This is a genomic window from Mycobacterium sp. 1165178.9, from assembly GCF_001673555.1.
In the GTDB taxonomy this organism is placed as follows: Bacteria; Actinomycetota; Actinomycetes; order Mycobacteriales; family Mycobacteriaceae; genus Mycobacterium.
Genome location: NZ_LZMB01000587.1, coordinates 1 through 25,510, shown reverse-complemented (window position 1 = coordinate 25,510; position 25,510 = coordinate 1). Strand labels below are relative to the sequence as shown.

Sequence of the window (25,510 nt, the reverse complement as noted above, 5' to 3'; positions counted from 1 at the left end):
ACATCGCATGAGATCGGAAGGAATGGCAATGTTCGTCGATACCGACCTTTTGCATTCCGGAGGCAATCAGTCGCACCGCGCAGGAGGGCATGCCCAGGACGGGGCGGATCACTTGGCAGGCGGAACCGTGGCATCGGGAATGTTCGGCGACTTCGCCGCAGCCGACGCCTTTCACGGCGCGGTTTCGGCCGCGCACGGGCAGCACGTGAAAACCTTGCAAGCCCACAGCGAGACGCTCACGGGTGTCGGTACCAAGGCGCACCATGCGGCCCACGAGTTCACCAACATGGACACTAACAACGCCACCGAAATGCAGGCGCTGCGACCGAGTGCTGGTCCTTCTGTAGAGAACGTATAGCCAGCGCCGGTGACGGAGGACCCACCTTCACATCCGGGTGCGGGGCCGTATGGTGGTCCACCGATAGGGGAGCGGGCAGCGGGCTATCCTGCGCGACAACCGCGCTCAAGGATGTGGCCGGCGTTCGCATTGGGCGTCGGCGCCCCCACGTACACTGCTGCCGAAGTCTCTCAGGCGCCTCAGGGGTTTGTGACGCTTACAAACCCGCCACGCGCCCGGTCGAGATCGACACGAACGGAACCGATAAGGCTGTGGTCGCGCCGCACTTGCTAACGGAGCGGACATGGTCGACGACGCTGCCAACGCGCCGGCTCTGGATGCCAAAGACCAGTAGGCGTCACGCGCACTAGCAATGGCCTACCGCAGTTCAAATTGCGCTCGGCAGCTTTGCTACAGATACCGAGTACCGGACCGCGCTCGATGACGTTGTCGCCAAGGACGCGGTAATCAGGCAGAGATGTGGGGACGCGGCTGACCCATCGAGCCCCGTGTTGATTGCTTGTCAGCCCGGTCAGCTGCTCCAATATTCGGCGGATTGCGTACACAATCGTCGATAGGCCATTTAGAGCGCCGTCAACAGATGAGGAGGATGAATTGTGGGGGACTTGCCTCCAGCTCCGGGACAGGGGCCGACCACCGGCCCACCGCCAAGCCCAACGCCTTGGGCGCCAACCCTTCCCACGCAGCCGCCGCCGCGCCGTCAGGCATGGCCAGCTATCGCCTTAGGCGCGATTGCAGTCGTTCTGGGCATCGCGGCCCTCGTTGTCGCATTGACACGACCTGCGGGCAGTTCGTCAGCGGTCTCCTCGGCCACGTCGACGGCGCCTTCGTACACTGCCGACCAGACTGCCGCTGCACATCAGAAGTTGTGTGACGCTTACAAGCTCGCCGCGCGCGCGGTGCAAATAGAAACGAACGGCAACAGCGCGGAGCGTGCAGGTATTGCAACCGTCAACGGCGCGGTACTCATCGAACAAGCATTAAGCGGTACCCCAGCGGTTGCGGCCGATGACCGAGCCACTGCGGTTGCATTGGCGGGGGCATACAGCAATGCTGCGGCCGTAGCGAGCCTGGGTGATCCTGCAGCGTGGCAGTCGACCATAGCCGATGTGAACGCCAAGGATGCCGCAATGAAAAAGGTGTGTGGAGGCGGATAGCCTCCCGTAGCGCATCCGCAGTTGCCGTAATAGGCCAGCGTCTGGTGAATTGCTGGTGCGCGCGCGCCTGTCGCACTATTGAGGTCGGAGCTGTACTCGATGCGAACGCCAAGGACGCGGCGATGAAATGGGAATGCGGTGGCGGTTGATCTTCCGCCCGGTAAATGGTCCGCTGCGCTCGTCGGAGCGTGGTGGCCAGCACCGTCGGCGACTCTGCGCGCGGGCGCACAGCACTGGAGTCAGGCTTCTGCGGAGCAGCAAGGATATTCGCAACACCTGCGGAACCTGTGGACGAAGATCTCGGCCCATAACGAGGGCCACACGGCCGATGATCTCATCGACCGGTACCAACAGGGCGAGAAGTTTCACCTGGATCTCGCGGAGAAGTATCAGACAAAAGCCGCGGCCTTCAACTCAGGCGCGGACGCCATCGATTATTTGCGCAGCCGCTTGTCCGAAATAGCGAACAGGGGCAATAAAGAAATCGATGACATCCTCGCGTCGAAGAAGCCGCCCCCGGAGCAACTAGCGGAAGTACAAGCTGTCCAGGCGCGCTGTAACGCCGATGCGGCAAATGCCAGCCGGGACGCTGTCGACAAGCTAGTAGCTGCGACGCAGAAGATCCTCGATGTCGAAGGTGCCGGCGGGGATGCTCGGAGTTGGGCGCGTGCAAATGGATTCGATGTCGGGGAGGCACCACCGCCGAGACAAATCAGCCAGAATGATTTGAATTCGCCGGCACCCGATGCTTTCGGAGGCAAACAAGGCCTGAATGCACCATCGCCTGGAAACGGGCCGACGCCACCCGCCTTCGGGCCGAAGCAGGGCCTTAACGCACCTTCAGGTGGTGCCACGCCCGGGCCTTCACCTGGTCAACCCGCTTTTGGCGGCGCGCAGGGAGCAACTGGAACGGTTCCTGGCGCGCCACCAGCCGCCCCGTCCCCAGGCGTCCAAATGCCCACCGGCGGCGGACCCGTATCACCAGGGATGCCCGGCGTACACGGGGCGCCGGTGCCGACCTCACCAGTCGGTATGAGCCAGGGCCTGCAGCCCGGGCTAGGACAAGCCTTCACCTCCGGCTTAGCGACGGGCCAGTCGACAGGGCCTGGCGGGCAAGCGTTTACGGCGGGGCCCCTACAAGCGATGGAGTCTGGCGGCCCTCAAACTCCTCCCGCGGCACCGCCAGTGACGCCGACCGTACCCACTGGGGGAGCATTTATCCCAACAGCCACACCGGTGGACGCGCCCCCGGCGCCGTCACCCGCACCAGTAGCCACCGCGGGAGGTACATCAGTTGCGCCAGTAATGACCGGTGCCTCGTGGTCGTCGCCCGCGCCGACCCTCGGTGGCACGTCATCCATCCCATCTGGTTCGTTGCCCGCCTACGGTTCTGACCTACGTCCGCCGGTCGTGGCGCCCCCGTCGGTGCCTGCGACGCCGTCCGGTCCCGTGTCCGGCGCGCCGGTAGCGTCTTCGCCGGCGTCATCCCCATCTGCGGGCGGAGCGGGCGGGCCACTTGTCTCTCCAGTGGAACGGTCGGCGTCCGGGGCCGCGGCCGGCCAGGCCGGCGCGGGGTCATCGACGATGGCGGGCGCATCTGCAGCTTCCGCGGCGACGGGCGCGACGGCTGGCACCGTGTCCGCAAGGACTGCCGAGCAGCAGCGGTTACAGCGTCTCGTCGACGCAGTGGCCCGCCAGGAACCGCGCCTGTCGTGGGCGGCGGGGCTGCGCGACGATGGCACCACGACGCTGCTCGTCACTGACCTCGCCGGTGGCTGGATTCCGCCGCACGTCCGGTTGCCTGCTCACGTAACGCTGCTCGAGCCGACAAGGCGACGCCACGATGCAAACGTGGTGGACTTGCTAGGCGCCGTCACGGTCGCAGCTGCCCATCACGCCAACACCTATGTCGGTGAGCCGGGTCCCGACGAACCCGTGCTCAGCGGTGACCGGCCTGCCCGCTCGGCCGTGCCTCAAGTCGATGAGCTCGGGCCCACCCTCGTCGATGCCGTGCGCCGCCGGGACGGCCTTCCACGTATCGCCCAGGCCGTCGCAGCCCCCGCGGTGCGAAAAACGGGGGTCCTAGAAAGCGAAACCGAGATGTTGCGCGAATGCGCCGCAGCAATTCATCAGTCGGTGCTCGCGGCCTATCCGAATCACGACCCAGTAGTGGTAGGAGATTGGATGCTCTTGGCCGCCATCGAGGCGCTGATCGATGGCCATGAGTACCTCGCGAGCTATCACCTGGCGTGGTTTGACGCGATCAGTCGTCGGAGTGGCCGCTAGGGCCCTTTTTCGACCTGAATACCGATTTCGTGGCGCTGTGACAAAATGGCGCTACATCCGATGCGTGTGCTGACGGCTTGAAGCACTTATGGATCCCTAAGCGGGGTGGAGGTGAATTTTGGGCGGCCCAGGGCAGAACATAAAACAGTCTCCAGGCTCGACGCATGACGGGCTGCCAGTGGCCATGCCGGGCGCAGGCCCAACTCCGCCCGGCGGCACCTCGGTGGCAGACGGTTGGCAGGGGGTCTTAGGCGGAGTCGGCAACGCCAACGTCCCCAAAGACGCAGCTGACGCTGCCGCAGCAGACGCCGACCGTCGCGCCCACGCCGCTGAGGCGGAAGCCAAGTTCCCGGCCAACGAGGCCAATGGGCAGCAGGAAATGCAGATGATCCAGCAGACGCTGCAGGGCGTGACCGGCGCGATCGGTGGCGCGATCGGAGGCATCATGGGGCCGCTGACGCAGCTTCCCCAGCAGGCGATGCAAGCTGGTCAGAGCGCCCTACAGCCGCTGATGAGCGCGATGCAGGGCGCCCACGGCGCCGGGCTTGCCGACAGCGCGCATCTGGTCGACAGCGCCGGCAGTGGTGGCGGCTCCGGACTGGGCGGCGGCTCCGCCGGCGGTGGCGGTGGAGGCCTCGGGGGTGGTGGCACAACTCCGGCCAGCTCGCTAGGCCCGCCTCCGGTGCCAACGTCGTCCCCGCCGACCACGCCCGCCGCCGCGAAGGCTGCCATGATGCCGCCAGCCGGTGGGATGCCTGCCATGCCAGGGCAATCCGGCATGACCGGTATGCCGATGATGCCGCCCGGGGCGATGGGCGCCGGTGGCGAGGGAGGCAATAAGGACAAGCCGGTCGAGAAGCGGGTGATGGCCCCGGGTGTTCCCAACGGCCAGCCTGTCAAGGGTCGCTTGACGATCCCGCCGAGCACCCCCGGCAACAAATCCGGCGAGGCTAAGCCGACCGTGGTCACCAACAGGCCGAATCGTCGGATCGTGATCATGCCGTCCGAGGACGAGCCGAAAGAATAGGCCCGCTTCCCAGCCCACCGGAAGGTGAGTGGTCGGGCAGTTCCCCCAGCGATAAGGTCGCTACGTAATCGCGGTCGGCCGATCCCAACGCACGGATCAAGTTGGGTTGCCCGTTATTGACAGTGGAACTGTCGATACGTGCACTATTGGTACGTCTGCAGCGACCGCGGGATACGTGGCCAGAGGGTGTGGGAGTACTAGCACGAAGTGTCCGGCAAGGATGCGGCGTCAAGAGGGCGCACAGATGAATCACGGCGGGGAACTCGGTGACCGATCCTCTAATGCAAGCGGTCACGGCGTTGTCTCGCGCCCATCATCTGTTCGCGGGCATCACCACAGACCACGGCATCGGTGACGCACCGGCGCAGATGCTGGCACGCGCCGAGGCGATCACGCCTCACGCCGGTGGGCTTCCCGGCGCGGCGGCCACGCGGTCGGCCTTCTCGATAGAGCAGTTAACGGGGTTCGCCCATGCAGACCGGATGCTGGGGCAGCTCATCACCGCGGCGCGGGCCGATCACACTCATGGCCACGCGGCGACGCGAACGGTGCTCGACGCCGCCCTAACCGACACGACACCGGCGGCCGATACGCCGATGGGCCGACGCGAGGCGGCCGTCCGTATGGCGGCGCGGCTGCGCGCCCAACATCGCCACGTCGCCGGATCAGGCCGGCGGGCGAGACTGCTCGCGCACAGACTCCGACGGTTGCGCTACTTCCAAGGGCGGTCGATGCACAACAACCAGGCCAGCGGGCGCGCGGCGGTGCTGGCAGCCATCCGTAAAGCTCTGGACATCAAGGGCATTCACGACCCGGCCGCGCGCGCTCGTTGGGAACGCGGCATGGATCTGGTGGCCCGCCGCGAGTCCAACTACAACGCGAACGCCGTTAACGACTGGGATTCCAACGCGGCGCGGGGCACCCCGAGCAAGGGCGCCTGGCAATTCATCGCACCGACCTTCGCGGCGTATCACCAACCGGGGACCTCGCGCGACATCCACAATCTGGTAGCGCAGGCGTGCGCGTTCATCAACTATGCGATGGGCCGCTACGGGGTCGCCGTCGACGCGTCGAATTTGACCGATCGGATTCAGCAGGCCGATCCTCACCGAGTGCCCAAGGGGTACTGAGCATGCCGCTGAGTTTGTCTAACCGCGACCAGAACTCCGGGCACCTGTTCTACAACCGGCGGTTGCGCGCGGCGACCACGCGCTTCTCGGTGCGCATGAAACACGACGACCGCAAGCAGACGGCGGCGCTGGTGTTGTCAGTACTCCTGGTGGCCATCGCGTCGGGCTGGATGCTGCTGCTGAATGTGCTGAAACCGACTGGCATCGTGGGTGATTCCGCGATCATCGGCGACCGCGATTCCGGGGCGCTCTACGCGAGGATCGACGGCCGGCTGTACCCGGTCCTGAATTTGACGTCCGCGCGGCTGGCGACCGGGACGGCGAATCAGCCGACCTGGGTGAAACCTGCTGAGATAGCGAAGTATCCGACCGGGCCACTGGTCGGTATCCCGGGTGCGCCCGCTGCGATGCCGGTTCATCGGGGGGCGACGTCGGCGTGGGCGGTGTGCGACACGGCGGGGCGACCGCGTAGCCCCGAGCGGCCGGTGGTGACTTCAATCGCCGGGCAACTCGACGCCTTCGACCGCGCGACACCGCTCAGTGATGACGCCGGAGTATTGGTCACGTTCGAGGGCAACACCTTTGTGATATGGGGCGGCAAGCGCTCGCAGATAGATCCGTCGAACAGGGCGGTCACACTGAGCCTGGGTCTCGACCCGGGAGTGACTCTCCCGATTGAGATTTCGCGGGCCCTGCACGACGCACTGCCGGCGACCGAACCGCTTGGTGTGCCCGCGGTGCCCCTGGCGGGCACGCCCTCGACGTGGGTCTCGGGCTCACAGGTCGGCGCGGTGCTGCAGGCCCAGACCGCCAGCGGCGGCAAGCAGTTCTACGTCCTGTTGCCCGACGGGGTACAAAAAATCACCAGCTTCGTCGCCGACCTTTTGCGCAGCGCCAACTCTTACGGCTCGACGGCGCCCCGCGTGGTGGCTCCCGACGTGTTGGTCAACATCCCCGAGGTGTCCTCGCTGGCGGTGGACTACTACCCGACTAAACGCCTGAATTTCATTGATAGCGCGGCCGATCCGACCACCTGCGTGGGGTGGGAGAAAGGATCGACGGATCCGCAGGCGCGCGTTGTCGTCTACAACGGCCGCGGACTTCCCACACCGTCGTACCTGGACAACCGCATCGTCCACCTGGTGCGCGACGACCGCGACCCGGCCTCGGTCGTTGCCAACCAGGTGCTGGTGTTGCCGGGCGCGGCGAACTTCGTCACGTCGACCAGCGGCGTGGTCACCTCCGACTCGCGGGAATCGTTGTTCTGGGTTTCCGACAACGGTGTGCGGTTCGGCATCACCAACGACGACACGACGTTGCGCGCGCTCGGGCTCGACCCGGGGTCGGCCGTCCAGGCCCCCTGGCCGCTGCTGCGGACGTTCGCCGCGGGCCCGGCACTGTCAAGGGAGGCAGCGCTTTTGGCGCGGGACACCGTCCCGGCGCTCGGCAAGGTGGCTGTGGTGACGACATCGGCGAAGCCGGGAGGCTAGAGAATGTCCAAGAAAGCGTTCCCCATCAACCGCGTCAAGATCGAGCCGCCGAAACCCGTGCGCGTGGCGCCCAGCGCGCCGATCGCGCTTCCGGAGCGCGAGCCGCGCAACATCTGGGTGATGATCGGAGTGCCTGCGCTGATCGTCGCGCTCATCGGCACCATCGTCATGCTCTACGTCTCGGGCGTGCGCAGCCTCACCACCGGTTTCTTCCCGCTGATGGGCATCGGCGCCTTCAGCATGCTGGCGTTCTCCGGCCGCTTCGGTCGGGCGCGCAAGATCACCTGGGGCGAAATGGAAAAGGGCCGTCGCCGCTATCTTCGTGACCTCGACGGCAACCGCGACGAGATCCAGACCGCCGTATGCGCGCAACGCGAATGGCAGAACTCCGTGCACTCCGACCCCCGCGGGCTCGGCGCCATCATCGGCGGCCCCCGGATGTGGGAACGCGGGCGCGGCGACGCCGACTTCCTGGAGGTGCGGCTCGGCACGGGCGTGCAGCACGCACCGGACTCGGTGCTGTCGGTGACTTGGCCCGACATCGCCTCCGATGAGGAGCTCGAGCCCGTCACCGGGCAGGCTCTCCGCGATTTCATCTTGGAGCAGCGCAAGATTCGCGACATCGCCAAGGTGATCAACCTGCGCTCGGCGCCCGGCTTCAGCTTCGTCGGTGAGGATCTCGACCGGCTGCGGTCGCTGATGCGCTCGGTGCTGTGCTCCCTGGCGGTATTCCACAACCCGCGCGACGTCAAGTTGCTGGTGGTGACCCGCAACCCCGAGGTGTGGTCGTGGATCGTTTGGCTGCCGCACAACCTGCACGATGAGTTGTTCGACGCGTGCGGGTTTCGGCGTTTGGTCTTCGCCACGCCGGAGGAACTCGAGGAAACCCTAGCCGCTGAGCTGCACATGAAGGGCAAGCGCGGCGCCTGGACTCCGCTGGCCGCGGCCAGCCCCACCGCGATGGGCTCGACCCTGGAAACCGGCACCGACACAGTCGATCTCGGCCCGCACCTGGTGATCATCGACGACAACACCGGCAGTCCCGATGCATGGGAGAGCGTGGTCGGTCAGGTCGGCAAGGCGGGAATCACCCTCCTGCGCATCGCCTCACGCATCGGCACCGGTGTGGGCTTCGCCAACGACCAGGTATTCGACCTCAGCGAACGTCATGGCTCGCCCAATGGATCGGTCAACGGCGAAATAGCCCTGCACCGCAACGGCTCCGACGCCGACGGCGAGGACGACCGCCCGGCACCGCTGCTGCGGGTGCGAAACAAGTTCTTCGCCCACGCCGACCAGCTCTCCGTGCACCGCGCCTACCGATACGCACGGGCGATGGCCCGTTGGTCACCGACCAGCCGTAGCGAGATCGCCGACTCGGTCAGCGGCGCAACCGAACTCCTGCGCGCCCTGGGCATCAACGACCCCCGCGACTTGGACGTCGACCGATTGTGGGCCGAGCGGCGGGGACGCGGCGATGAGCGATGGTGCGAGGTCCCCGTCGGCGCCAAACCCAACGGCGAGCTGCAGAACATCACCATCCGCGCCAAAGACTTCGGTGGCTTCGGGTTCCACTCCGTGGTCATCGGTACCAGTGGCTCGGGGAAGTCGGAGTTCTTCCTGTCGTTGGTCTACGGGATCGCGCTGACCCACTCCCCGGAGACGTTCAACGTCATCTTCGTCGACATGAAGTTCGAATCGGCGGCGCAGGACATTCTGGGCATTCCTCATGTGGTGGCCGCGCTGTCGAACCTCGGCAAGGACGAACGGCACTTGGCCGAGCGGATGCGCAGGGTCATCGACGGCGAGATCAAGCAGCGCTACGAGCTGTTCACCTCTGTGGGCGCACGCGACGCCAACGACTACGAAGAGATCCGGCTTGCCGGACGCGATCTGCCCCCGGTACCGGTCCTGCTCGTGATCGTCGACGAGTACCTGGAACTGTTCGCCAACCATGAGAAGTGGATCAATCTCATCATCCACATCGGCCAGGAGGGCCGCGGCGCCAACGTTTTCTTCATGCTAGGTGGTCAGCGGCTGGACCTGTCGTCGCTGCAAAAGGTGAAGTCCAACATCGCGTTCCGCATCGCGCTGCGCGCCGAGTCCGGTGACGACAGCCGCGAGGTGATCGGCTCGGATGCCGCCTACCACCTGCCGTCGAAGGAAAACGGTTTCGGTCTGCTCAAGGTCGGCCCGCGTGACCTCGAACCGTTCCGCTGCTTCTATCTCTCCGCCCCGTTCGTGGTGCCGAAGGCCAAGGAGGTCGCGACCACCGTCGACATGACGTTGACCAAGCCGCGGTTGTACAACTGGCAGTTCCAGCCGCTGGACGCCTCCGACGCCTCGGCATTGGAAGCCGCCGCCGCCGTCGACGCGGAGCCCGATGAATTCCTCTACTACGACGACGGTTTCAAACGGAAGAAGATCGTCGACGTGCTGCGTGAGTCGTTGCACGAGGTACCCCACCGCTCACCGCGCCGGCCGTGGCTGGAGCCGCTCGAGGAACCCGAGTCCATCGACGCCCTGGTCGCGGGATACCGCGGCAAACCCTGGCACGTCGACTACGGGCGCAACGCGGGGCTGATGTTCCCCGTCGGCGTCATGGACATTCCCGAAGAGTCCAAGCAGATTGTCCATGCCGTGGATGCGTTGCGCAGCAACGTGATTGTGGTAGGTGCCAAGCAGCGCGGCAAGACCACCACGCTGATGACGCTGATGTGCTCGGCCGCAGCCATGTACAGCCCGTCACGCGTGACGTTCTTCTGCATCGGCGGCGCGACCCTCGCCCAGGCCGCCTCGCTTCCCCACGTCACCGACATCGTCTCGCCGAAGGACGCCGAGGGCATTGAGCGCATTTTGAGCAGCATGGACGCGTTGATCGACGCCCGCGAGGACTCGTTCCGGCGCCTGAAGATCGACCTCGACGGTTTCCGCGAGCGCCGCTTCGCGCCGGGCAGCGACGGATTGGGCGGCACCGACGCCAACGACCCATTCGGCGATGTCTTCGTGGTGGTCGATGACTACGACGACCTGTACTCGAAGGACACCGTGCTGGGCGATCGCATCATCTCGCTGAGCAGCCGCGGCCCCGAATACGGCGTGCACGTGATGTGCAGCGCCGGCGGCTGGATTCACGGCCAGCGGCAGAGCCTGCTGCAAAACGCCACGGCGCGAATTCAATTGCGGCTGGCCGACCCGAGCGAAAGCCAGATGGGGCACTCGTCGCTCGAGTCACGCGACGCGGCGCGGCGGACGCTGAACCGGCCCGGCTTCGGCCTGACCGACAGCCTGCACGAACTGCGGGTCGGTGTTCCGGCCCTGACCGATCCGAACACCGGCGCGGTAGTGAGCATCGTCGACGTCGGCGCCCGCATCGCGGATGTCGCCGGAGTCACCAAGCACGCCACCCTGCAGCGACTGCCCCAGCGGGTGGCGCTGAAAGCGATCTTGGACTACGAGGCCGCGCACCCCGGCGGCGACGACCTCTCGATCGCCTTCGCCATCGGCGAGCGTCACGAACTGGGACCGGTTCCCATCAAGCTGCGCGAGAGCCCCGGATTGCTGATTCTGGGACGGCAAGGGTGCGGAAAAACCATGTCGCTGGTCGCCATCGGCGAGGCGATCATGAACCGATTCAGCCCAGAGGAAGCGCAGCTGACGCTGATCGACCCCAAGACCGCCCCGCACGGTCTACGCGACCTGCACGGGCCCGGTTACGTGCGCGCCTACGCCTACGACCAGGACGAGATCGACGAGGTGGTCACCGCGCTGGCCCAGCAGGTCCTCCTGCCCCGGTTGCCACCGAAAGGCCTGAGCCAGGAGGAATTACGCGCACTCAAACCGTGGGAAGGCCCGCGGCACTTCGTGCTCATCGACGACATCCAGGACCTGCGCCCGGATCAGAGCTACCCGCCCAAACCCCCGGTCGGCGCGGCGCTGTGGAAGCTGATGGAGCGTGCTCGCCAGATTGGTCTGCACGTCTTCACCACGCGCAACAGCGCGAATTGGGCTACGCTGCAGATGGATCCGTGGATGCGCTTCCAGAACTCCGCGAAGGTCGCTCAGCTGTATATGGACAACGACCCGCAGAACCGGATCAACCGCAACGTCCGGGCCCAGACACTGCCGCCGGGGCGCGGCCTGCTGGTCAGCGTCGACGGAGACGTCGAAGGCGTTCTGGTCGGATTGCCCTCGTCGGTCATACCGCCCCAGCAGTAACCCGTTGCGGCTCGGGAGTTTTCATCGTTGGCCCGGCGGTGCGGCGGGGGAGCGGACTCGGCCACCAGAACCACCGGCCCAGCAGCGCCACGATCGACGGCACGATGAACGCCCGCACCACCAGCGTGTCCAGCAACAATCCGACCGCGATCGTCGTACCGATCTGGGCGATGCTGAGCACGCTGCTACTCAGCAGCGCCAGCATGGTCAGCCCGAAGATGATGCCGGCAATCGTGACCACTCCGCCGGTACCGCCGAAAGCCCGGACGATCCCGGTCTTCAGGCCCGCCGCCGCTTCCTGCTTGATGCGCAGCGCGAGCAGCAGGTTGTAATCCGCACCGACGGCGATCAGCGCGATGAAGGCGATCGGGGCCACGGCCCAGTGCAGGTCGTGATGCAGCAGGTGCTGCCAGATCAGCACGCTGGCGCCGACGGCCGACGCGTACGAGGTGACGACGGTCCCGACGACGACCAGTCCCGCGACCGGACTGCGCAACATAGCCGTGACGATCAGGAAGATGAGGATCAGCGCGGCGCCCACCAGCAGGGTGGTGTCGCCGGCCACGAAGCGCTGCAGGTCGGCGGTCACCGGGCCAACTCCCGCGAGGTCGACCTCGGCCGGGGTCAGGGTGCCTTCCTTGGTGGCCTCTTTGATGGCGGCGCGCACCTGGCCGGACCGCTTGGCGCCGTCGGCACCCCACTCCGACCCGTCGCCGTACACGAGCAGGTAGGCGGCGCGCCCATTCTCGGAGATCAGGTGGCCCAGCGCCGCGGTGTAGCGCGGGTCGGTCAACGCCCGCTGCGGCATGTAGAAGTCGGCCGCGGCGCTGCCCTGGAACTGCGTGGCGATCTCGTTCATGTAGTCGGTCAATTGGCGCATTTGGGGTCCGAGCGTGTCGGACACGCTCAGCAAGTCGTGTGTGGCCGAACGCGCTTGTGCCAACGCGTCTTTCATTGACGCCACGCTCTGCGGCAGGGTGGCCATCGCGGCGGCGGCCGTGCTCGATCCGCTGGTGAGTTTGGCCGCGCCCGAACCCAGACGCGTGGACGTCTGCACCAGGCTGTCGACCGGTTGGAGCACACGGTCCACCGTCGAGCAGATCGGATTTGTGGCGCAGTCGGGGGTCCGCCCGACGAAGTCCCGCAGCGGGTCGAGGTAACCCGATACCGTCGTGACATTGCTCTGCAGCCCGTCCATCCCGGCCCGCATGTCTTGCGCGGCACCGGACATGTCAGCCAATCCGGCACTGCCACCGCGCAATCCGTTGCCCAACCCGTCGACCGCAGCCTGGGTCTGTGCCAGCGCGCTGTCGAGTCCGGAAACCCGCTTGAGGCGCTGCGTCAGCGAAGCCATGGTGTCACCGAACTGACGGCCGAGCACACCGGCCTGATAGCTCAGCGTCGCCTGTTCGGGCACCTTGCCGTCGGGGCGGCTGGCGGACTGCACCGCACGCACACCCGGCACGGCCATGATGTGGCGCGTGATTCGCTCGATGGCGATCAGGCCGGCCGGGTTGCGTAGGTCGTGGTCGGCCTGGACCGCGATGACGTCTGGCAGCAGCGCGTTGGCCGCGAAATGCCGGTCGGCGCTGGCATAGCCACGGTTAGAGTCGGTGGACGACGGCGTGGCGGCGGGTTCGTTGAAGCCGACCCGCATGCTGACCAGCGGCAGGGCGACCAACAGGGTCAATGCCAGCGCGGTGACCAGGATCGGTCCGGGCCAGCGGGCCACGGCCGTTCCGACGCGGCGCCAGCGTCGCGCGGTTTTCGAGGGCCGCGGCTCGAGATACCCGCGGCGTATCGCCAGGCTCATGAGCGCGGGCGTGAGGGTCAGCGCCGCGACCATCGTCGCAAGAATACCTATGGCGCAGGGCAATCCGGCGCTGCGGAAAGACCCGACCTTCGCGAAGACAAGGCACGCCAGCGCCACCGATACTGTCAGCGCCGACCCGATCACCACAGGCGCGATGGACCGGTAGGCCTGCGTCAACGCCTGGGCGGGGGCCACGCCGCGGCGCCGGCCTTCGTGGTAGCGGCCGACCAAGAAGATCGCATAGTCGGTCCCGGCTCCTAGCGTCATGGCCGCCATGAGCGCCACCGAAAACAGCGAAACCTCAACTACATTGGACTGACCCAGGGCGGCGACGACGGCGCGGGCCAAGGCCAGGGCGAGTCCGACGGAGATCAGCGGGATAGCCGCCGCGACGGGTGATCGGTAGACCACCAGCAGCAATAGCAGGATGAGGCCGATAGTGGCGGCGGTGATCCCGAGCATCTGCCGATCGATCGCGGAGAATTCGTCGACGATCGTGGCTCCGGGACCCGTGACATGAACTGCCAGGCCCGCCGGCGGCGAAAGCTTGTGGACGGTCCCGCGCACGGCGTTCACCGAGTCGCGCGCCTGCGCGGTGCCGAGCATGCCGGCCAGCCGCACCATCACGCTGACCGCCTTGCCGTCCGAACTCTGCGCGCCGGCAGCCGTGGCCGGCTGCGACCACAGGTCTGTCACCGCATACACGTGGCGCTGATCCGAGCCGAGTGATGTCGTCAGCGCGTCGTAGAATTGGCGATCCTGCGATGTCAAGAGCTGATTGCGTTCCAGCACAACGTAAACGAAGTTGTTGCTGGGCGTCTGGTTGAACAACTGGGCCGCCCGGGCGGCGGCCGTCGCGCTCGGCGCGCTGGGCGGCATGAAGGACCGGGCATGGGAGTCCACGACCCGCTCCAGTTGCGGCGCTGCCACATTGGCGAGTCCGGCTGCCAGGACCCAGAGGCCGACGATAAGGACCGCGTACCGGCTGGTCAGTCGCGCTAGGCTGCCCGTGCGGTCATGCAACGGTCTGCCGATCGCTGGTGGACCCGCCGAACAAGCCGACCGCCACATGCTCGCCGCGCGTAAGCGAGCGCACGCGCAGCGAGCGTCGGGTGCCGATCTTCACCAGCGCGTGCAGCCCGGGATGGGCGGCCTCGAGATCGGCACGCACCTGTTCAGCCGACGCGCCCTCGTAGGCGGCCTGATCCAGCTTGGCCACCAGCATCGTGATCCAGCGCTGACCGAGCGAGAGCATCAAGCCCTCCTCGTCGCCGAACAGCTCGGACACCTCGGATGAGTTGTCGATCAACGCAAGTGCCGCCTCGGGGTCCGTCTCGGCGGCTCGTATCACCTCGGCCATGAAGGCCATGCGGTCGTGCAGCAGTGTCCATGTCATGACTGAGACGTTAGGAAAGCCGCGGCCGCGCCGCGTCGTGCCGAAGTGCAGTCTTTGTCTCCTACCACGGGCGGAGGCGGCTGCCGACCGCAGGAGGATGTGATGAGGCGCCGAGCTCTTCTACGATTGGACGATGTTGCATGCCGCGGCGAATTACCTGCGGGAACAGCTTCGCCGACGAGGCGAACTGATTCCTGTAGGTATCACCTGGGCGGCGCTGATCGCCGTCGATGTTGCTCTCGTGCTGGGCGGCATGATCGGCACGCTGCAGCGACCCGCCGCCGATCTGCCCGTGGCGCTGACTGCGTTCGCCCTTGCGCTGTCGCCCTCGTTTGCGTTCTTCGCCTTCAACATGAAGATGACCCCGGGACCGTTGTGGGCGACTTGGACGGCGTCCACCGCGCTGACGCTGTTTGGTACGTCCACGCCCATTCGCGCCGATTTCGCGCCGGCGCTGTTGGTCCTGATGGTCTTGGTCGTCGCTACATTGGCGTCGGTGTTGGGCGGATTCCTTGCCGCCATGTCGGCGGCCGCGCTGTTGCTCACCGCGTCCGCGCTGCACCGCCTGGACGCGGTGGCGCTGTATCTGGGTTTCATCGGCACGGGATGGCTGCTCGGTTACCTGATGCGTACCCAGCGGCTGCTCCTGGCGGAACAGATTGAGGCGCAGGGCATGTTGGCCGAGCACGCCGCCGCCGACGAACGTCGCCGCATCGCGCGCGAAGTGCACGATGTCATCGCCCATTCGCTGAGTATCACCCTGTTGCATGTGACCGGTGCGCGCCGCGCGCTGCAGCAGGATCGCGACGTCGATGACGCGGTCGAGGCCCTGGAGCAGGCCGAGCGGCTCGGCCGCCAGGCCATGGCCGACATCCGTCGTACCGTCGGGCTGCTCGACAACTGGCCGACCAAGACCGCACAGACCGCTCCCGAACCCGGTATCGACGACATCGCCGTGCTGGTCGAAGGGTTTCAGCGGGCCGGTCTGGTCGTCGCGCTGTGTGTCGAGGGGCCCACGGATCACGTGTCGGCGGCGGTCGGCCTCGCGCTGTATCGCATCACCCAAGAGTCGCTGGCCAATATCGCCAAGCATGCCCCCGAGTCGAAAGCAGGTGTGGTGTTGGACATTTCGCCGGTGTCGGCGAGGCTGGCCATCACGAATCTGCTGCCGGCTGCGGTGGCGGCCTCACAATCGGCCGAAGGACGCGGCTTGCGTGGCATGCGCCAGCGGGTCGAGCTGCTCGGCGGCGCGATCGACGCCGGCCCCACTCGCGACGGCTGGTCGGTGTGCGCGGAAATCCCGCTGCACGAAGGCGATGCCGCCTGGCGCCCGTGGTGGTGCAAGGGATGATCGACGCAACGCCCGAGATCACCGTGCTGCTCGTCGACGACCAGGATCTGGTGCGGTCGGGCCTGCGCCGAATCCTGCGCCGCAAGGACGGGTTCGTCGTCGCCGCCGAATGCGCCGACGGTGACGAGGTGCCGGCCGCGGTGGCCGAGCACCGGCCCGACGTCGTCGTGATGGATCTCCGGATGCGCCGCGTCGATGGGATCGAGGCGACGCGCAGGCTGGGTGGCAGGCCGCCGGTGCTCGCCCTGACCACATTCAACGAGGACGAGCTGTTGTCGGGAGCGCTGCGCGCCGGCGCGGCCGGCTTCGTGCTCAAAGACTCTTCGGCCGAGGAGCTGATCCGCGCGGTGCGGGCTGTCGCAAGGGGTGACAGCTATCTCGATCCCGCGGTCACCTCGCGTGTGCTCACCACTTATCGCAAGGCTGCACCCGGCCCCCGCGGCACCGCGGTCGGCGAGCTGACCACCCGCGAGCTCGACGTCCTGACGTTGATCGGCCAGGGTCTGTCGAATACCGAGATCGCCGACAAACTGTGCATCTCAGGCGTCACGGTCAAGAGCCATGTCGGGCGCATCTTCGGGAAGCTCGATCTGCGCGACCGGGCTGCCGCGATCGTCTACGCCTACGACAATGGCATCGTCGCGCCGCGCTGAAGACTTACAAAGGCGCCGACTGTTCCGCCAGGTTCAGCAGAACGTAGGCCATGCACATCAGGAAGTTCAGCACCACCACGATCAGGCCCGCGAACATCAACGAACGGGCGCCGCGCTTCTTGAGCCGCTTGTAGCGTGCGGCGCGCGATTCGCGGTCGAGCTGGATCGCGATCAACGCGAAGTGCACGTTGAGCATTTCGTGCGCGGCCAGCGGCGCGCCCGCCAGCATTTCCCGCAGCCGCTCCGGTGCCGTTCGAACGCCCACCCGTTCGAAACTGTGGCACAGACGTCGCGCCCGCCGTCGGCGGAGCGTGTGATACGGCATCCGAAGGTGCCGCGCAAGTTGCCCTCGATCGCCCCCCCAGGGGTAAGACGGGGTCATCACAAGCGGGATTCTAGATCGCTAGGCGTCACTTTCGCGCCGTGAACGCGAATTATGTTGCGTGATATCACTTCGGCGTTTCGCCGCTCATTTGCTGGGACGCGGGGAGCTCGAGGTAGCGCTCCAGGTTGCGATGCATGTTGATCACGCGGCGTTCCTCGCTGGACAACACCAGATGCGTGAAGCCGGGTTGATGCATGCCGCGTTGCAAGCCCGCGAGCAGCTGAATGTCTTGGGTGAGGACCACGCCCGGCTCGGCCGCGTCAGCGGTGACGCGGACGTCTGTCGGCTTGGTGCGCGGCGCACCCGGGGGCAGTCGTGTCATCAAGAACATGACAAGCTCGCCCTTATCGGGGGAGGCGTCCGATCCGGGCCGCGAACACATGACGGTCAGGTGATCGGCGTTGGTCAGAAGCGTCATGTTGGGAAACACGTTGTACTGGTGCAACCGGGTCATCCGGTCGGTATCAGCCCAGCCGAGGTCGACCCCGCGACTGGCCGCGAATGCCCGGGTCCGGTCCGCGATCAGGTCGGCAACCGTCTGCCCGGGCCGGCGTTCGTCGGCGGGGAACGGTGTGCCGTCGGCCGCGCCCATCAGCGCACCCTGCGTGTAGACGTAGGCGTTCCAGACCTCTTCGTCGGACAGGGCACCCTCAAAACGTGGGCTTTGCACGCCGTAGGGCTGGTCCGATTTCCCGGTGTGGCCCCAAATCTGTTGCGGCGCACGGATATCGTCGACGCAACGCAGCAGTTCGGGATGCAGGGTCTGGATGTGGTACGTCTCGCTGTAACCGTCGGCGATGGTCTTCCAGTTGGCGTCGACCTCGACGGTGAGCGTTGCGTAGCAGCGGAAATCCTCCAGGTGGCACCAGGCGATGTCGGCGGGCACCGCCTCCAGGTATTCGGTCAACGAGACCGCGCCCGGGTCGAGATTTACGAACACGAGCCCGACCCACGTCTCGACCCGCGCCGGTATCAGCGGAAAATCGGACATCCGCAGCGAGCCGAAGCCTTTGCGGTTGGGCACCCGTCTGAGCGCGCCGCCCAGGTCCCAGGTCCATCCGTGATAGCCGCATTTGAGTTCGCGTAGGCCCGAACCGGATCCGGTGCACAGCGAATTACCGCGATGCCGGCAGACGTTCTGGAAGGCGCGGAGCGTCCCGTCGTCGTCACGGACGATCAGCACGCCGTACGGGCCGCACCGGTACTCGAAATAGTCGCCAGGCGCCGCGACGTGGTCGACCATGCAGGCCAGTTGCCAGACCTTCGGCCACATCCGCTGCGCCTCGAGCGCGGCGAATGCGGGGGAGTAGTAACGCTCGGCGGGCACCAGCGTCGGGTTCTCCGGCGGGGTGCCGATCGCATCCTCGTCGCGGGCGCGCGCCGGATTGCCGGCCACCGTTGCCATCGGGCGGAGCTCAGCGCGCTCCGCGGACCAGGCGTCCGGGGCGGGCCCCGGTGTCGACGTCCTTGCGGCGCGTGACGGTCCCGCTGACGATCGTCGCCGCATAACCGCTGGCGCCCTGCAAGATCCGGTTCCCGCCGGCCGGCAGGTCGAAGGCCATCGCCGCCGGGTGCAGGGTCAGGGCGTCCATGTCGATGACATTGATGTCGGCCTTCTTGCCCGGCTCGATGGTGCCGCGGTCGGTAAGGCCGAACAGGTGCGCGGTGTCGCGGGACTGCTTGCGGATCACGTACTCCAGCGACAACTTCTCGCCGCGGTGCCGGTCGCGTGCCCAGTGCGTGAGCAAAAACGTCGGGTAGGACGCGTCGCAGATCATCCCGCAGTGGGCGCCCCCGTCGGAGAGTCCGAGCACGCCGGCGGGGTGCAGCATCATCTCGCGGATCGCGTCGTGGTTGCCCTCGGCGTAGTTGAACAACGGCAGCATCAGCATGCTGGTCGCATCGGACTCGAGCATGAGGTCGTACAGCGTGGACAACGGATCCTCGCCGCGTGCCTTTGCGATGGCCGCGACGGTGCGGTCCGGCGTGGGCTCGTAGTCCGGCGGATCGCCGAGCGCATACAACCTTCCCAGCGAGTGCTGCACCAAAGCGAACATCCCGTCGAACAACAACGTCGGGTCGGCCGGGAGGTCGTCCTCGGACAGGATTGCCGCTTTCACCGCGGGGTCGGCCAACCGCTGCGCAAGCTCGCCGCGGCTGCACTCGGCCTTCAGTCGGCGGTAGGTGGGCCGGTGGCTGAAACCGTGATGGCCCTGGAAGCCGATCATCATGCCGAACGGGCGGGCCGCGATCTGCGGGTAGAGGCGGGCCCCCGCGGCGTGCGCGTCCGCGGACAGGTCGAGCATCTCGCGCCACAATTTCGGATCGGCGTCAACCTGGATCAGCGCGAACGACACGGGCCGGTCGATCTCGCCGCTCAGTCGCCGCATCCAGTCCAATTCCTTTTTGGGCCCGATGATGTCCTCACCCGCGGCCCCCTGCGGGGCCAGCTCGAACACCGCCTGACCGCCGGCCGCCATGGCCCGGCCGAGACCGAACAGCTCTTCCTCGGCGGCGAACGTGCCGGGGACCGGTTCGCCGTCCATCGCGCGATGGCCCATCGTGCGCGACGTGGAAAACCCGAGCGCGCCGGCCTCGATCGCCTCGCGAACCAGCCGTCCCATCGCGTCGATGTCGTCGGGGGTGGCGGGCTCGTTGCGGGCGCCCCGCTCGCCCATCGCGTAGGCGCGGACCGCGCCGTGTGCGACCTGGCTGCCCACGTCGACGGCGAACTTCTGCTTGCCGACCGCGTCGAGGTACTCGGGGTAGGTCTCCCAGCCCCAGGTGATGCCTTCGGTCAGCGCGGTGCCGGGAATGTCCTCGACGCCTTCCATCAGCTCGATCAGCCACTGCTCACTGCCGGGTCGCACGGGCGCGAAACCGACGCCGCAGTTGCCGGTCACGATCGTGGTCACACCATGGCCGCTGGACGGCTCGAGCAGGCTGTCCCAGCTGACCTGGCCGTCGTAGTGGGTGTGGATGTCGACGAAGCCGGGGGCAACCACATGCCCTGTCGCGTCGATGGTTTCGGCCGCCTCCCCGCTGATGGCGGGGCCGTCGGCGGAGCGCCGCACGACGTCGACGATCTTGCCGTCCTTGATGCCGATATCGGCGGCATAGCGTTCCGCGCCCGTGCCGTCGACGACCGTTCCACCGATGATCTTGAGGTCGAACATGAGACTCCTCTTCGCCGCCGTGGGCTGTCTCGGGAGGGCTGTGCGCTGAGGCGCGCAGCATTTCGCTACGGTAGGTAGCGTAACTCTTGGCGCGACGAAGGCAATAGCCTCAGCCGAATTGAGTCTGACCTACAGAGAACCCTTCAGCGCGGCGACGGTTTCCAGATCATCGAGCGCCGCGACACCGCGGCGCAGGCCTTCCATCGCGATGTTCTCGACCTGCATTCCGCCCATGCCGGCGGTAATCAGGGGCGCGACGTATGCGTATAGCGCGCCCTGGCGGAATCGCAGCCACAAGTCGTCGCGGTCCAACTCGGGTCCGCCGGCCGCAATCAGCGCCCGACGGTAATCGTCGAGGAGTTCGCGCTGGTTGGCCTGACGGTCCTCGGGCGTCAGGCTGGTGATCAGGGTGTAGGCCAATTCGCGCGACGGATGTCCCCGGCGCACCGCCTGCCAGTCGAGCAGCCCGGCCTTGCCGCCCTGGAAGTACATGTTGCCCGGATGGGCGTCGCCGTGCATGACGGTGTGAGGAGGACTGTCGATGAGCGTGGCGACCGCGCGGTAGTTGTCGGCGATAAAGCGGCCAGTGTCGACGGGGACGTCGACAAGGGAAGTGCGCTCGGCGAGCCGCTTGATCGAGGTGTGCATGAGCGAACCGGTCAACAACGACGTGACGTCGCCGGACGGCGTGTACAGCCAGTCCATCGGACTGCTCCCGCCGCGCGGCAGCCGGCCCCAGAAGGTGGCGTGCAGTTCGGCGAGTAGCTCGATGATCAGGCTCGCCTGATCGGCCGACAACGGGTGCAAGGTGTCGGGGAACTCGCACGACTCGGCCGGTAGGTCCTCCAGGACCAGCAGGTAGCGGCCGGTCCAGGGGTCGAACGCCGCGCCATGGCAATAGGGGACACCGAAGACCTGCGGCGCGAGCTCGCGGTAGAACCGCACCTCGGTCTGCCCGAGGCGCCCGAGTTCGCCCATCAGCCGGGTGGCGGCGCTCTGCGCCGCGACCTTGACGAACACCGAGTCCGGGACGTTCTTCCGGGCAACACCAACCGGCCCCGCGAGGACGTCCCCGCGTCCCGGCTCAGGACGCGGATCGACCGGACGGTCGTTCCCATGACCCGGGAAAGGACCGCGGGACCGATTCCCTCGACCGTCCGCGGTAGACCGAATCTGCCGCCCAGTGCTGCGTCGGTGGCCACCCGGCCCGCACCGCGGCCCAGGTGGGCGGCCAGACCGAGGACAGAGAAGGCTTGCGCGAGAGAAGTTTTCATGTCCATCCATCCTGATTTGCGGGCCGGCCACGGTGCTGTGCTCTTAAACACCGGCGGCGTCGCGCAAAACGATTGAACGTCTGGACATCAGACAATATACGATTATTGTCTGATGTGTGGCACCAGGGCCCTTACCACGAACTGCTCGACGAATTCTCGCTTGTCCGCGGCGGGGCGGTATCGCCACGAAGGCGCCAGCAAGAACAGCGTCGTGGTGTGCAACCACTGGACGATCGACCGGAAGTCGACGTCGGGATAGAGCAACCCCGCCGCCTTCCACCGCTTCAGCAGCGGGCCGTAATGCCGCAGTAGCAACTCCACAATGGGTTCGGAACCCTTTTCCAGCGCCGAGGCCACCGCAGTGCTCTCGGCGGCGAACAACGCTTCGTTCAGCGGGTTGCCGTCCACCGATTCCACGCGGGCCAACACCATTTCGGGCACCGATCGAACGGGGTCGTCGGGCGCGGGCAGTTTGCGCACCAACTCAGAGATCGCGGTGTCCACACGCGTCAGCATCAGGCCCAGCAGGACATCGTCGCGACCGGGAAAATACCGGTACACCGTCGACCGGGACACCCCCGCCTCGTCGGCCACTTCTCCCACCCGGAACTGGGTATTACCGCGTCGGACAATGCAGCGTCCCGCGGCGTCGAGTATTCGCGCACGGGCCTCCTCGTCGTCGAGGATCGCGCGGTCGTCGCCCCACCGGCGGCTACGTTCCATGCCGGCGATGTTACGGGATGCGTTGTGCTGCTTTGTTATCTGACGCGGGCAGACTCCGGCGGAGCCCGTTTGTGCGATGAATCCCATTGCAGCACAACCTCTTTAAGGACGGCGAATTGCTCCGCCGACATGTACCACACGAAAGAACCGGCGCGGTGGAGCGGTTGGGTGCACATCGATGGGGAACGCATCAGCGTCGGCGGCGGCATCACATATGCCGGCGGCGACCGCAAGCGGCCCGCCCGTGCCGTCCTCGTGTTCACCGACGAGGACGGAAAGGCCCATCGGGTGATCGCCGAGGCGCCTCACCCGGAAGTCAACGCCTACTACGGCCTACCAATGGCACACCGCCATCACGACGACCTGGGCGGCGGGGCGTACTTCATCCACTTCGCCTGGGACAGTTGCGATCTCGACGACGGTCCGGTTTTGCCACGCGAACCCCGTATCCAGCAGGTGCTGGCACAGTCGGGCTGATCAGGCGTTGCGGCCGGGCCGCGTCAGGCCGGTCCACGTCAACGTGACGCGGGTGCCCTGTGGCGTGCGATCGATGCTGACGTCGTCGGCGAGCGCCTCCATCAGCGGGATGCCGCGGCCGCGCATCTGCTGCTGGTACTGGACCGGCTTTTTCCGTCGCCACCGGCCGCGGTCGTCAACGGACACCGCCAGGGTGTCCGAGCCGCCGTCGTAGGCCGCCCGCACGTCGACCGTCCCGCGCTCCGCGGCGTCGACGTACGCGAATTCCGCGGCATTGGCGATCGCCTCGTTCACCGCCAGCAGCAGGTCACTGAAGCGGTCGTCGTCAAGCGAGAAATACCGTTCGAGCCACACCCCGAACTCGGCGCGGGCCCCGGCCGCGCTGCGCGCGTCGGCGGCCACTCGCGTCCGCACGAAGCGGGACCGGTCATCGATGTTCGACACGTTCCGCGCTTGATCAGAGCGGCACATCGTCCCCAAGTGCGTATCCACTCCGCCGATGCTCACTCACCAGCTAGCCCGCTCAGCGCACCGTCCAGGCTGCTGTAGAGCGAGAGCACGCTGTCGATTCCCATCAGTTTGATCGGTCGGCTAGTGGCGGAGCCGTTGGCGACCACCGCGAACTGCGTTGGCGGCTCAATCTCCGCCTGCGCGGTCACCAGCACGGTCATCCCGGCCGAGGCCAGGAAACCGACCTTGGACAGATCAACGATCAATGCCGCGGGCTTGGTGGCCAGCGCGGTCTGGATAGCGTCGGCCAGCAGCGGCGAGCTGAGCATGTCGACCTCGCCGGAGACGGTGAGCACAACCGCCTGGTCTACCTGATGTTTGCCCACTTCAAAAGCGGTTGGATCGACAAGATCGCCGGATTGTTCGCCCATGGTCTATCACTCACATTCGGTCTCGTGTGGGACACCGCTAGCTCTACCAGCCATTGCCATGTCCGGGGGCTGTGTATTCAACCCCTCGGAGAACACGGTTGCCTACGGAGGAGACGCACCCCGTCGATCTGCGCTACCAAATGCAGATACAGCTACAAGTGTTTAGCCAATGGTATGACACGCCGCGCACCACGCTCAAAACGCTGAACGATTTCGGGTGCCGTGCCGTAGTCCAGATGTGCCTAGCGGGCAGCACAGAAGTTGCACGGGGCACCGGCCCGTGCGTGAATTGGTTCCACCGGCCTCGTCCCCAGCTTGCGCGGCGTGGCCTGCGCAAACGGGAAGGGCGGTAGGCCGTGGAACCCGGTGATGGCGACAGCGGGCAACCCGCTGGCGGGCCGCCCGACGACCCCCCGGAGGCCGCGGCCGCGCCGTCGCAAAACGGCGCGCTGAACCGGCGGCACGCGCTACTGGGCATGGGCGCGGTGGCCGGAGTCGCCGTGGTCGACGTGGGCGGGTTCGCGTATGCCGGCGGCTGGCTGCGTCCCGGTGCGCTGACCCCGCCCCGGATCACCGATCGCTTTGAGCACGTCTACGGCCGTCATGACGGTTTCCGGCGAAACCATGCCAAGGGCCTGAGCGCCACCGGGACGTTCGTCAGCAACGGAGCGGCTGCGGCGATATGCCGGGCCGCGGTCTTCCGGCGTGGGAGCGTTCCGCTGATCGGGCGGTTCTCCCTGTCGGGTGGGCTGCCGGACCAGGCCGACAAATTCGACACCTTCCGCGGCCTGGGGCTGCTGTTCGACGGGCCCGACGGCCGGCAGTGGCGCACCGCAATGATCAACATCCCGGTCTTTCCGGACAGCACGCCTCAGGGGTTTTACGACCGGTTGCTCGCGTCCAAGCCGCTGCCGAGCACGGGCAAGCCCGACCCGCAGCAGATGGCCGCGTTCCTGCAGCGCCACCCCGAGACCACCGCGGCCATGCGCCTGATCAAGCTGGAACCGCCGAGCCCAGGCTTCGCCGACAGCACGTTTTATGGGCTTAACGCCTTTCGGTTCACCAACGGCGCCGGTGCGACGGTGCCGGTGCGCTGGTCCGCGATTCCCCAGCAAGGCGTCGATGTGACGGCGTCGCCACCGGCCAAGGACTACTTGTTCGATGCCCTCATCCGCACGCTGGCACGCACGCCGCTGAGCTGGCGGCTGGTGCTCACCGTCGGCGAGCCGGGCGACCCGACCAATGACGCCACCAAACCCTGGCCGGCGGCGCGCCGCACCATCGACGCCGGCACCATCACCATCTCCGCGGTCCAGACGGAAAACGCAGGCAACGCGCGGGACATCAACTTCGACCCGTTGGTGCTGCCCGACGGCATCGCGGCCTCCGATGACCCGCTGCTCGCGGCGCGGTCGGCGGTGTATGCCCGCTCGTTCACCCGCCGCGCCGAGGAGGCCAAAGCGGCCAGCGCAGTCGACGTCGAGGCGGTCCTCCAATGACGGGTGCGACCGCCGCGGCGCGATTCACCCTGCCGTCGCGCGTTCTGCACTGGTTGATGGGGCCGATGGATGGCCAGCAGCAGAGGGTAGTAGCTCAGCGCGGCGACCATGGTCACGCCGATGAGCAATTGCCCGATCACCATCGGCCCCATCAACCAGTGCAGAACGCGCGACGGCAGGGTGAATCGCGCCGCGGCGGTCGCACCCGTCATTGGA

General features: G+C 66.7%; 18 protein-coding genes and 3 pseudogenes. 11 read left to right on the top strand and 10 right to left on the bottom strand.

Features of this window, described 5'->3' with window-relative positions:
- Positions 1-22: 22 nt before the first annotated feature.
- The 7 genes from A5652_RS25740 (at position 23) to eccCa (ending at position 11,666) form a co-directional block, all read left to right on the top strand.
- A complete protein-coding gene (locus A5652_RS25740) occupies positions 23-358 on the top strand; it encodes a DUF2563 family protein (protein WP_197514107.1) in 336 nt (111 codons plus the stop codon).
- Positions 359-951: 593 nt separating this feature from the next.
- Complete coding sequence (locus A5652_RS29315) at positions 952-1,515, top strand: hypothetical protein (RefSeq protein WP_082984082.1); 564 nt, start codon at positions 952-954, stop codon at positions 1,513-1,515.
- A 1,635-nt stretch (positions 1,516-3,150) separates the two neighbouring features.
- Entirely contained in the window at positions 3,151-3,801 is a 651-nt protein-coding gene (locus A5652_RS29310; protein ID WP_369805878.1) for a DUF5631 domain-containing protein, read from the top strand.
- Between the two features lie 184 nt (positions 3,802-3,985).
- Positions 3,986-4,828 carry a hypothetical protein gene (locus tag A5652_RS25730; RefSeq protein ID WP_067358715.1) on the top strand — a complete coding sequence of 281 codons (843 nt, stop codon included), beginning with the start codon at positions 3,986-3,988 and terminating at the stop codon, positions 4,826-4,828.
- 281 nt (positions 4,829-5,109) lie between these two features.
- Positions 5,110-5,958, top strand: a complete 849-nt coding sequence (locus A5652_RS25725) for a DUF4226 domain-containing protein (protein WP_067358695.1) — start codon at positions 5,110-5,112, stop codon at positions 5,956-5,958.
- A gap of 2 nt (positions 5,959-5,960) precedes the next feature.
- A complete protein-coding gene (gene eccB / locus A5652_RS25720) occupies positions 5,961-7,448 on the top strand; it encodes a type VII secretion protein EccB (RefSeq protein WP_067358692.1) in 1,488 nt (495 codons plus the stop codon).
- Between the two features lie 3 nt (positions 7,449-7,451).
- Positions 7,452-11,666 carry a type VII secretion protein EccCa gene (eccCa, locus tag A5652_RS25715; protein WP_067358690.1) on the top strand — a complete coding sequence of 1,405 codons (4,215 nt, stop codon included), beginning with the start codon at positions 7,452-7,454 and terminating at the stop codon, positions 11,664-11,666.
- Here eccCa and A5652_RS25710 read toward each other — a convergent pair.
- Together A5652_RS25710 and A5652_RS25705 are read right to left on the bottom strand one after the other, a co-directional pair.
- Positions 11,647-14,502 (bottom strand): RND family transporter, encoded by a 2,856-nt coding sequence (locus tag A5652_RS25710; protein WP_067358688.1) that lies wholly within the window; start codon positions 14,500-14,502, stop codon positions 11,647-11,649. The two genes, eccCa and A5652_RS25710, sit on opposite strands and share 20 nt — an antisense overlap.
- The gene (locus tag A5652_RS25705) at positions 14,495-14,875 is read right to left on the bottom strand and encodes a hypothetical protein (protein WP_067358685.1); all 381 of its coding nucleotides are present in this window, start codon (positions 14,873-14,875) and stop codon (positions 14,495-14,497) included. The genes A5652_RS25710 and A5652_RS25705 overlap by 8 nt, the downstream gene beginning before the upstream one ends.
- Positions 14,876-15,008: 133 nt before the next feature.
- Here A5652_RS25705 and A5652_RS25700 point away from each other — a divergent pair, with 133 nt between their 5' ends.
- Entirely contained in the window at positions 15,009-16,226 is a 1,218-nt protein-coding gene (locus A5652_RS25700; protein ID WP_067358682.1) for a sensor histidine kinase, read from the top strand.
- Positions 16,223-16,879 (top strand): response regulator transcription factor, encoded by a 657-nt coding sequence (locus A5652_RS25695; protein ID WP_067358680.1) that lies wholly within the window; start codon positions 16,223-16,225, stop codon positions 16,877-16,879. The genes A5652_RS25700 and A5652_RS25695 overlap by 4 nt, the downstream gene beginning before the upstream one ends.
- A 4-nt stretch (positions 16,880-16,883) precedes the next feature.
- Here A5652_RS25695 and A5652_RS25690 read toward each other — a convergent pair whose 3' ends face one another.
- From A5652_RS25690 to A5652_RS25670, 5 genes and pseudogenes are all read right to left on the bottom strand, one after another.
- Entirely contained in the window at positions 16,884-17,144 is a 261-nt protein-coding gene (locus tag A5652_RS25690; protein ID WP_067358678.1) for a hypothetical protein, read from the bottom strand.
- Between the two features lie 184 nt (positions 17,145-17,328).
- On the bottom strand, positions 17,329-18,669 hold the full coding sequence (locus A5652_RS25685; protein WP_067358676.1) for an SRPBCC family protein: 1,341 nt from the start codon (positions 18,667-18,669) through the stop codon (positions 17,329-17,331).
- 10 nt (positions 18,670-18,679) lie between these two features.
- Positions 18,680-20,440, bottom strand: coding sequence for an amidohydrolase family protein (locus A5652_RS25680; protein ID WP_067358673.1), 1,761 nt, complete (start codon positions 20,438-20,440; stop codon positions 18,680-18,682).
- 129 nt (positions 20,441-20,569) lie between these two features.
- Positions 20,570-21,720 (bottom strand): annotated as a pseudogene (locus tag A5652_RS25675) (phosphotransferase).
- Between the two features lie 96 nt (positions 21,721-21,816).
- Positions 21,817-22,437: a TetR/AcrR family transcriptional regulator gene (locus A5652_RS25670; protein ID WP_067358671.1), complete on the bottom strand. Its 621-nt coding sequence runs from the start codon at positions 22,435-22,437 to the stop codon at positions 21,817-21,819.
- Positions 22,438-22,560: 123 nt separating this feature from the next.
- On the opposite strand from A5652_RS25670, the pseudogene A5652_RS25665 reads away from it, so the two are divergent.
- Positions 22,561-22,848, top strand: a pseudogene (locus tag A5652_RS25665) (hypothetical protein); the annotation flags it as partial.
- 66 nt (positions 22,849-22,914) lie between these two features.
- Here A5652_RS25665 and A5652_RS25660 read toward each other — a convergent pair.
- Positions 22,915-23,358 carry an ATP-binding protein gene (locus tag A5652_RS25660; protein WP_082984083.1) on the bottom strand — a complete coding sequence of 148 codons (444 nt, stop codon included), beginning with the start codon at positions 23,356-23,358 and terminating at the stop codon, positions 22,915-22,917.
- Positions 23,359-23,417: 59 nt separating this feature from the next.
- Positions 23,418-23,795 carry an STAS domain-containing protein gene (locus A5652_RS25655; RefSeq protein ID WP_067358663.1) on the bottom strand — a complete coding sequence of 126 codons (378 nt, stop codon included), beginning with the start codon at positions 23,793-23,795 and terminating at the stop codon, positions 23,418-23,420.
- Between the two features lie 356 nt (positions 23,796-24,151).
- Here A5652_RS25655 and A5652_RS25650 point away from each other — a divergent pair, with 356 nt between their 5' ends.
- On the top strand, positions 24,152-25,294 hold the full coding sequence (locus A5652_RS25650; RefSeq protein WP_369805877.1) for a catalase family peroxidase: 1,143 nt from the start codon (positions 24,152-24,154) through the stop codon (positions 25,292-25,294).
- Between the two features lie 59 nt (positions 25,295-25,353).
- Here the strand turns inward: A5652_RS25650 and A5652_RS28870 are convergent.
- Positions 25,354-25,506, bottom strand: a pseudogene (locus tag A5652_RS28870) (cytochrome b); the annotation flags it as partial.
- Positions 25,507-25,510: the final 4 nt, after the last annotated feature.

What these genes read in the sequence shown, in the direction of transcription:
- A5652_RS25740 (WP_197514107.1), top strand. Translation starts at nt 23, where the DNA reads ATGGCAATGTTCGTCGATACCGACCTTTTGCATTCCGGAGGCAATCAG.
- A5652_RS25700 (WP_067358682.1), top strand. Translation starts at nt 15,009, where the DNA reads ATGTTGCATGCCGCGGCGAATTACCTGCGGGAACAGCTTCGCCGACGA.
- A5652_RS25695 (WP_067358680.1), top strand. Translation starts at nt 16,223, where the DNA reads ATGATCGACGCAACGCCCGAGATCACCGTGCTGCTCGTCGACGACCAG.
- A5652_RS25705 (WP_067358685.1), bottom strand. Translation starts at nt 14,875, where the DNA reads ATGACATGGACACTGCTGCACGACCGCATGGCCTTCATGGCCGAGGTG.
- A5652_RS25670 (WP_067358671.1), bottom strand. Translation starts at nt 22,437, where the DNA reads ATGGAACGTAGCCGCCGGTGGGGCGACGACCGCGCGATCCTCGACGAC.
- A5652_RS25685 (WP_067358676.1), bottom strand. Translation starts at nt 18,669, where the DNA reads ATGGCAACGGTGGCCGGCAATCCGGCGCGCGCCCGCGACGAGGATGCG.
- A5652_RS25725 (WP_067358695.1), top strand. Translation starts at nt 5,110, where the DNA reads ATGCAAGCGGTCACGGCGTTGTCTCGCGCCCATCATCTGTTCGCGGGC.
- eccB (WP_067358692.1), top strand. Translation starts at nt 5,961, where the DNA reads ATGCCGCTGAGTTTGTCTAACCGCGACCAGAACTCCGGGCACCTGTTC.
- eccCa (WP_067358690.1), top strand. Translation starts at nt 7,452, where the DNA reads ATGTCCAAGAAAGCGTTCCCCATCAACCGCGTCAAGATCGAGCCGCCG.
- A5652_RS25730 (WP_067358715.1), top strand. Translation starts at nt 3,986, where the DNA reads ATGCCGGGCGCAGGCCCAACTCCGCCCGGCGGCACCTCGGTGGCAGAC.
- A5652_RS25655 (WP_067358663.1), bottom strand. Translation starts at nt 23,795, where the DNA reads ATGGGCGAACAATCCGGCGATCTTGTCGATCCAACCGCTTTTGAAGTG.
- A5652_RS25680 (WP_067358673.1), bottom strand. Translation starts at nt 20,440, where the DNA reads ATGTTCGACCTCAAGATCATCGGTGGAACGGTCGTCGACGGCACGGGC.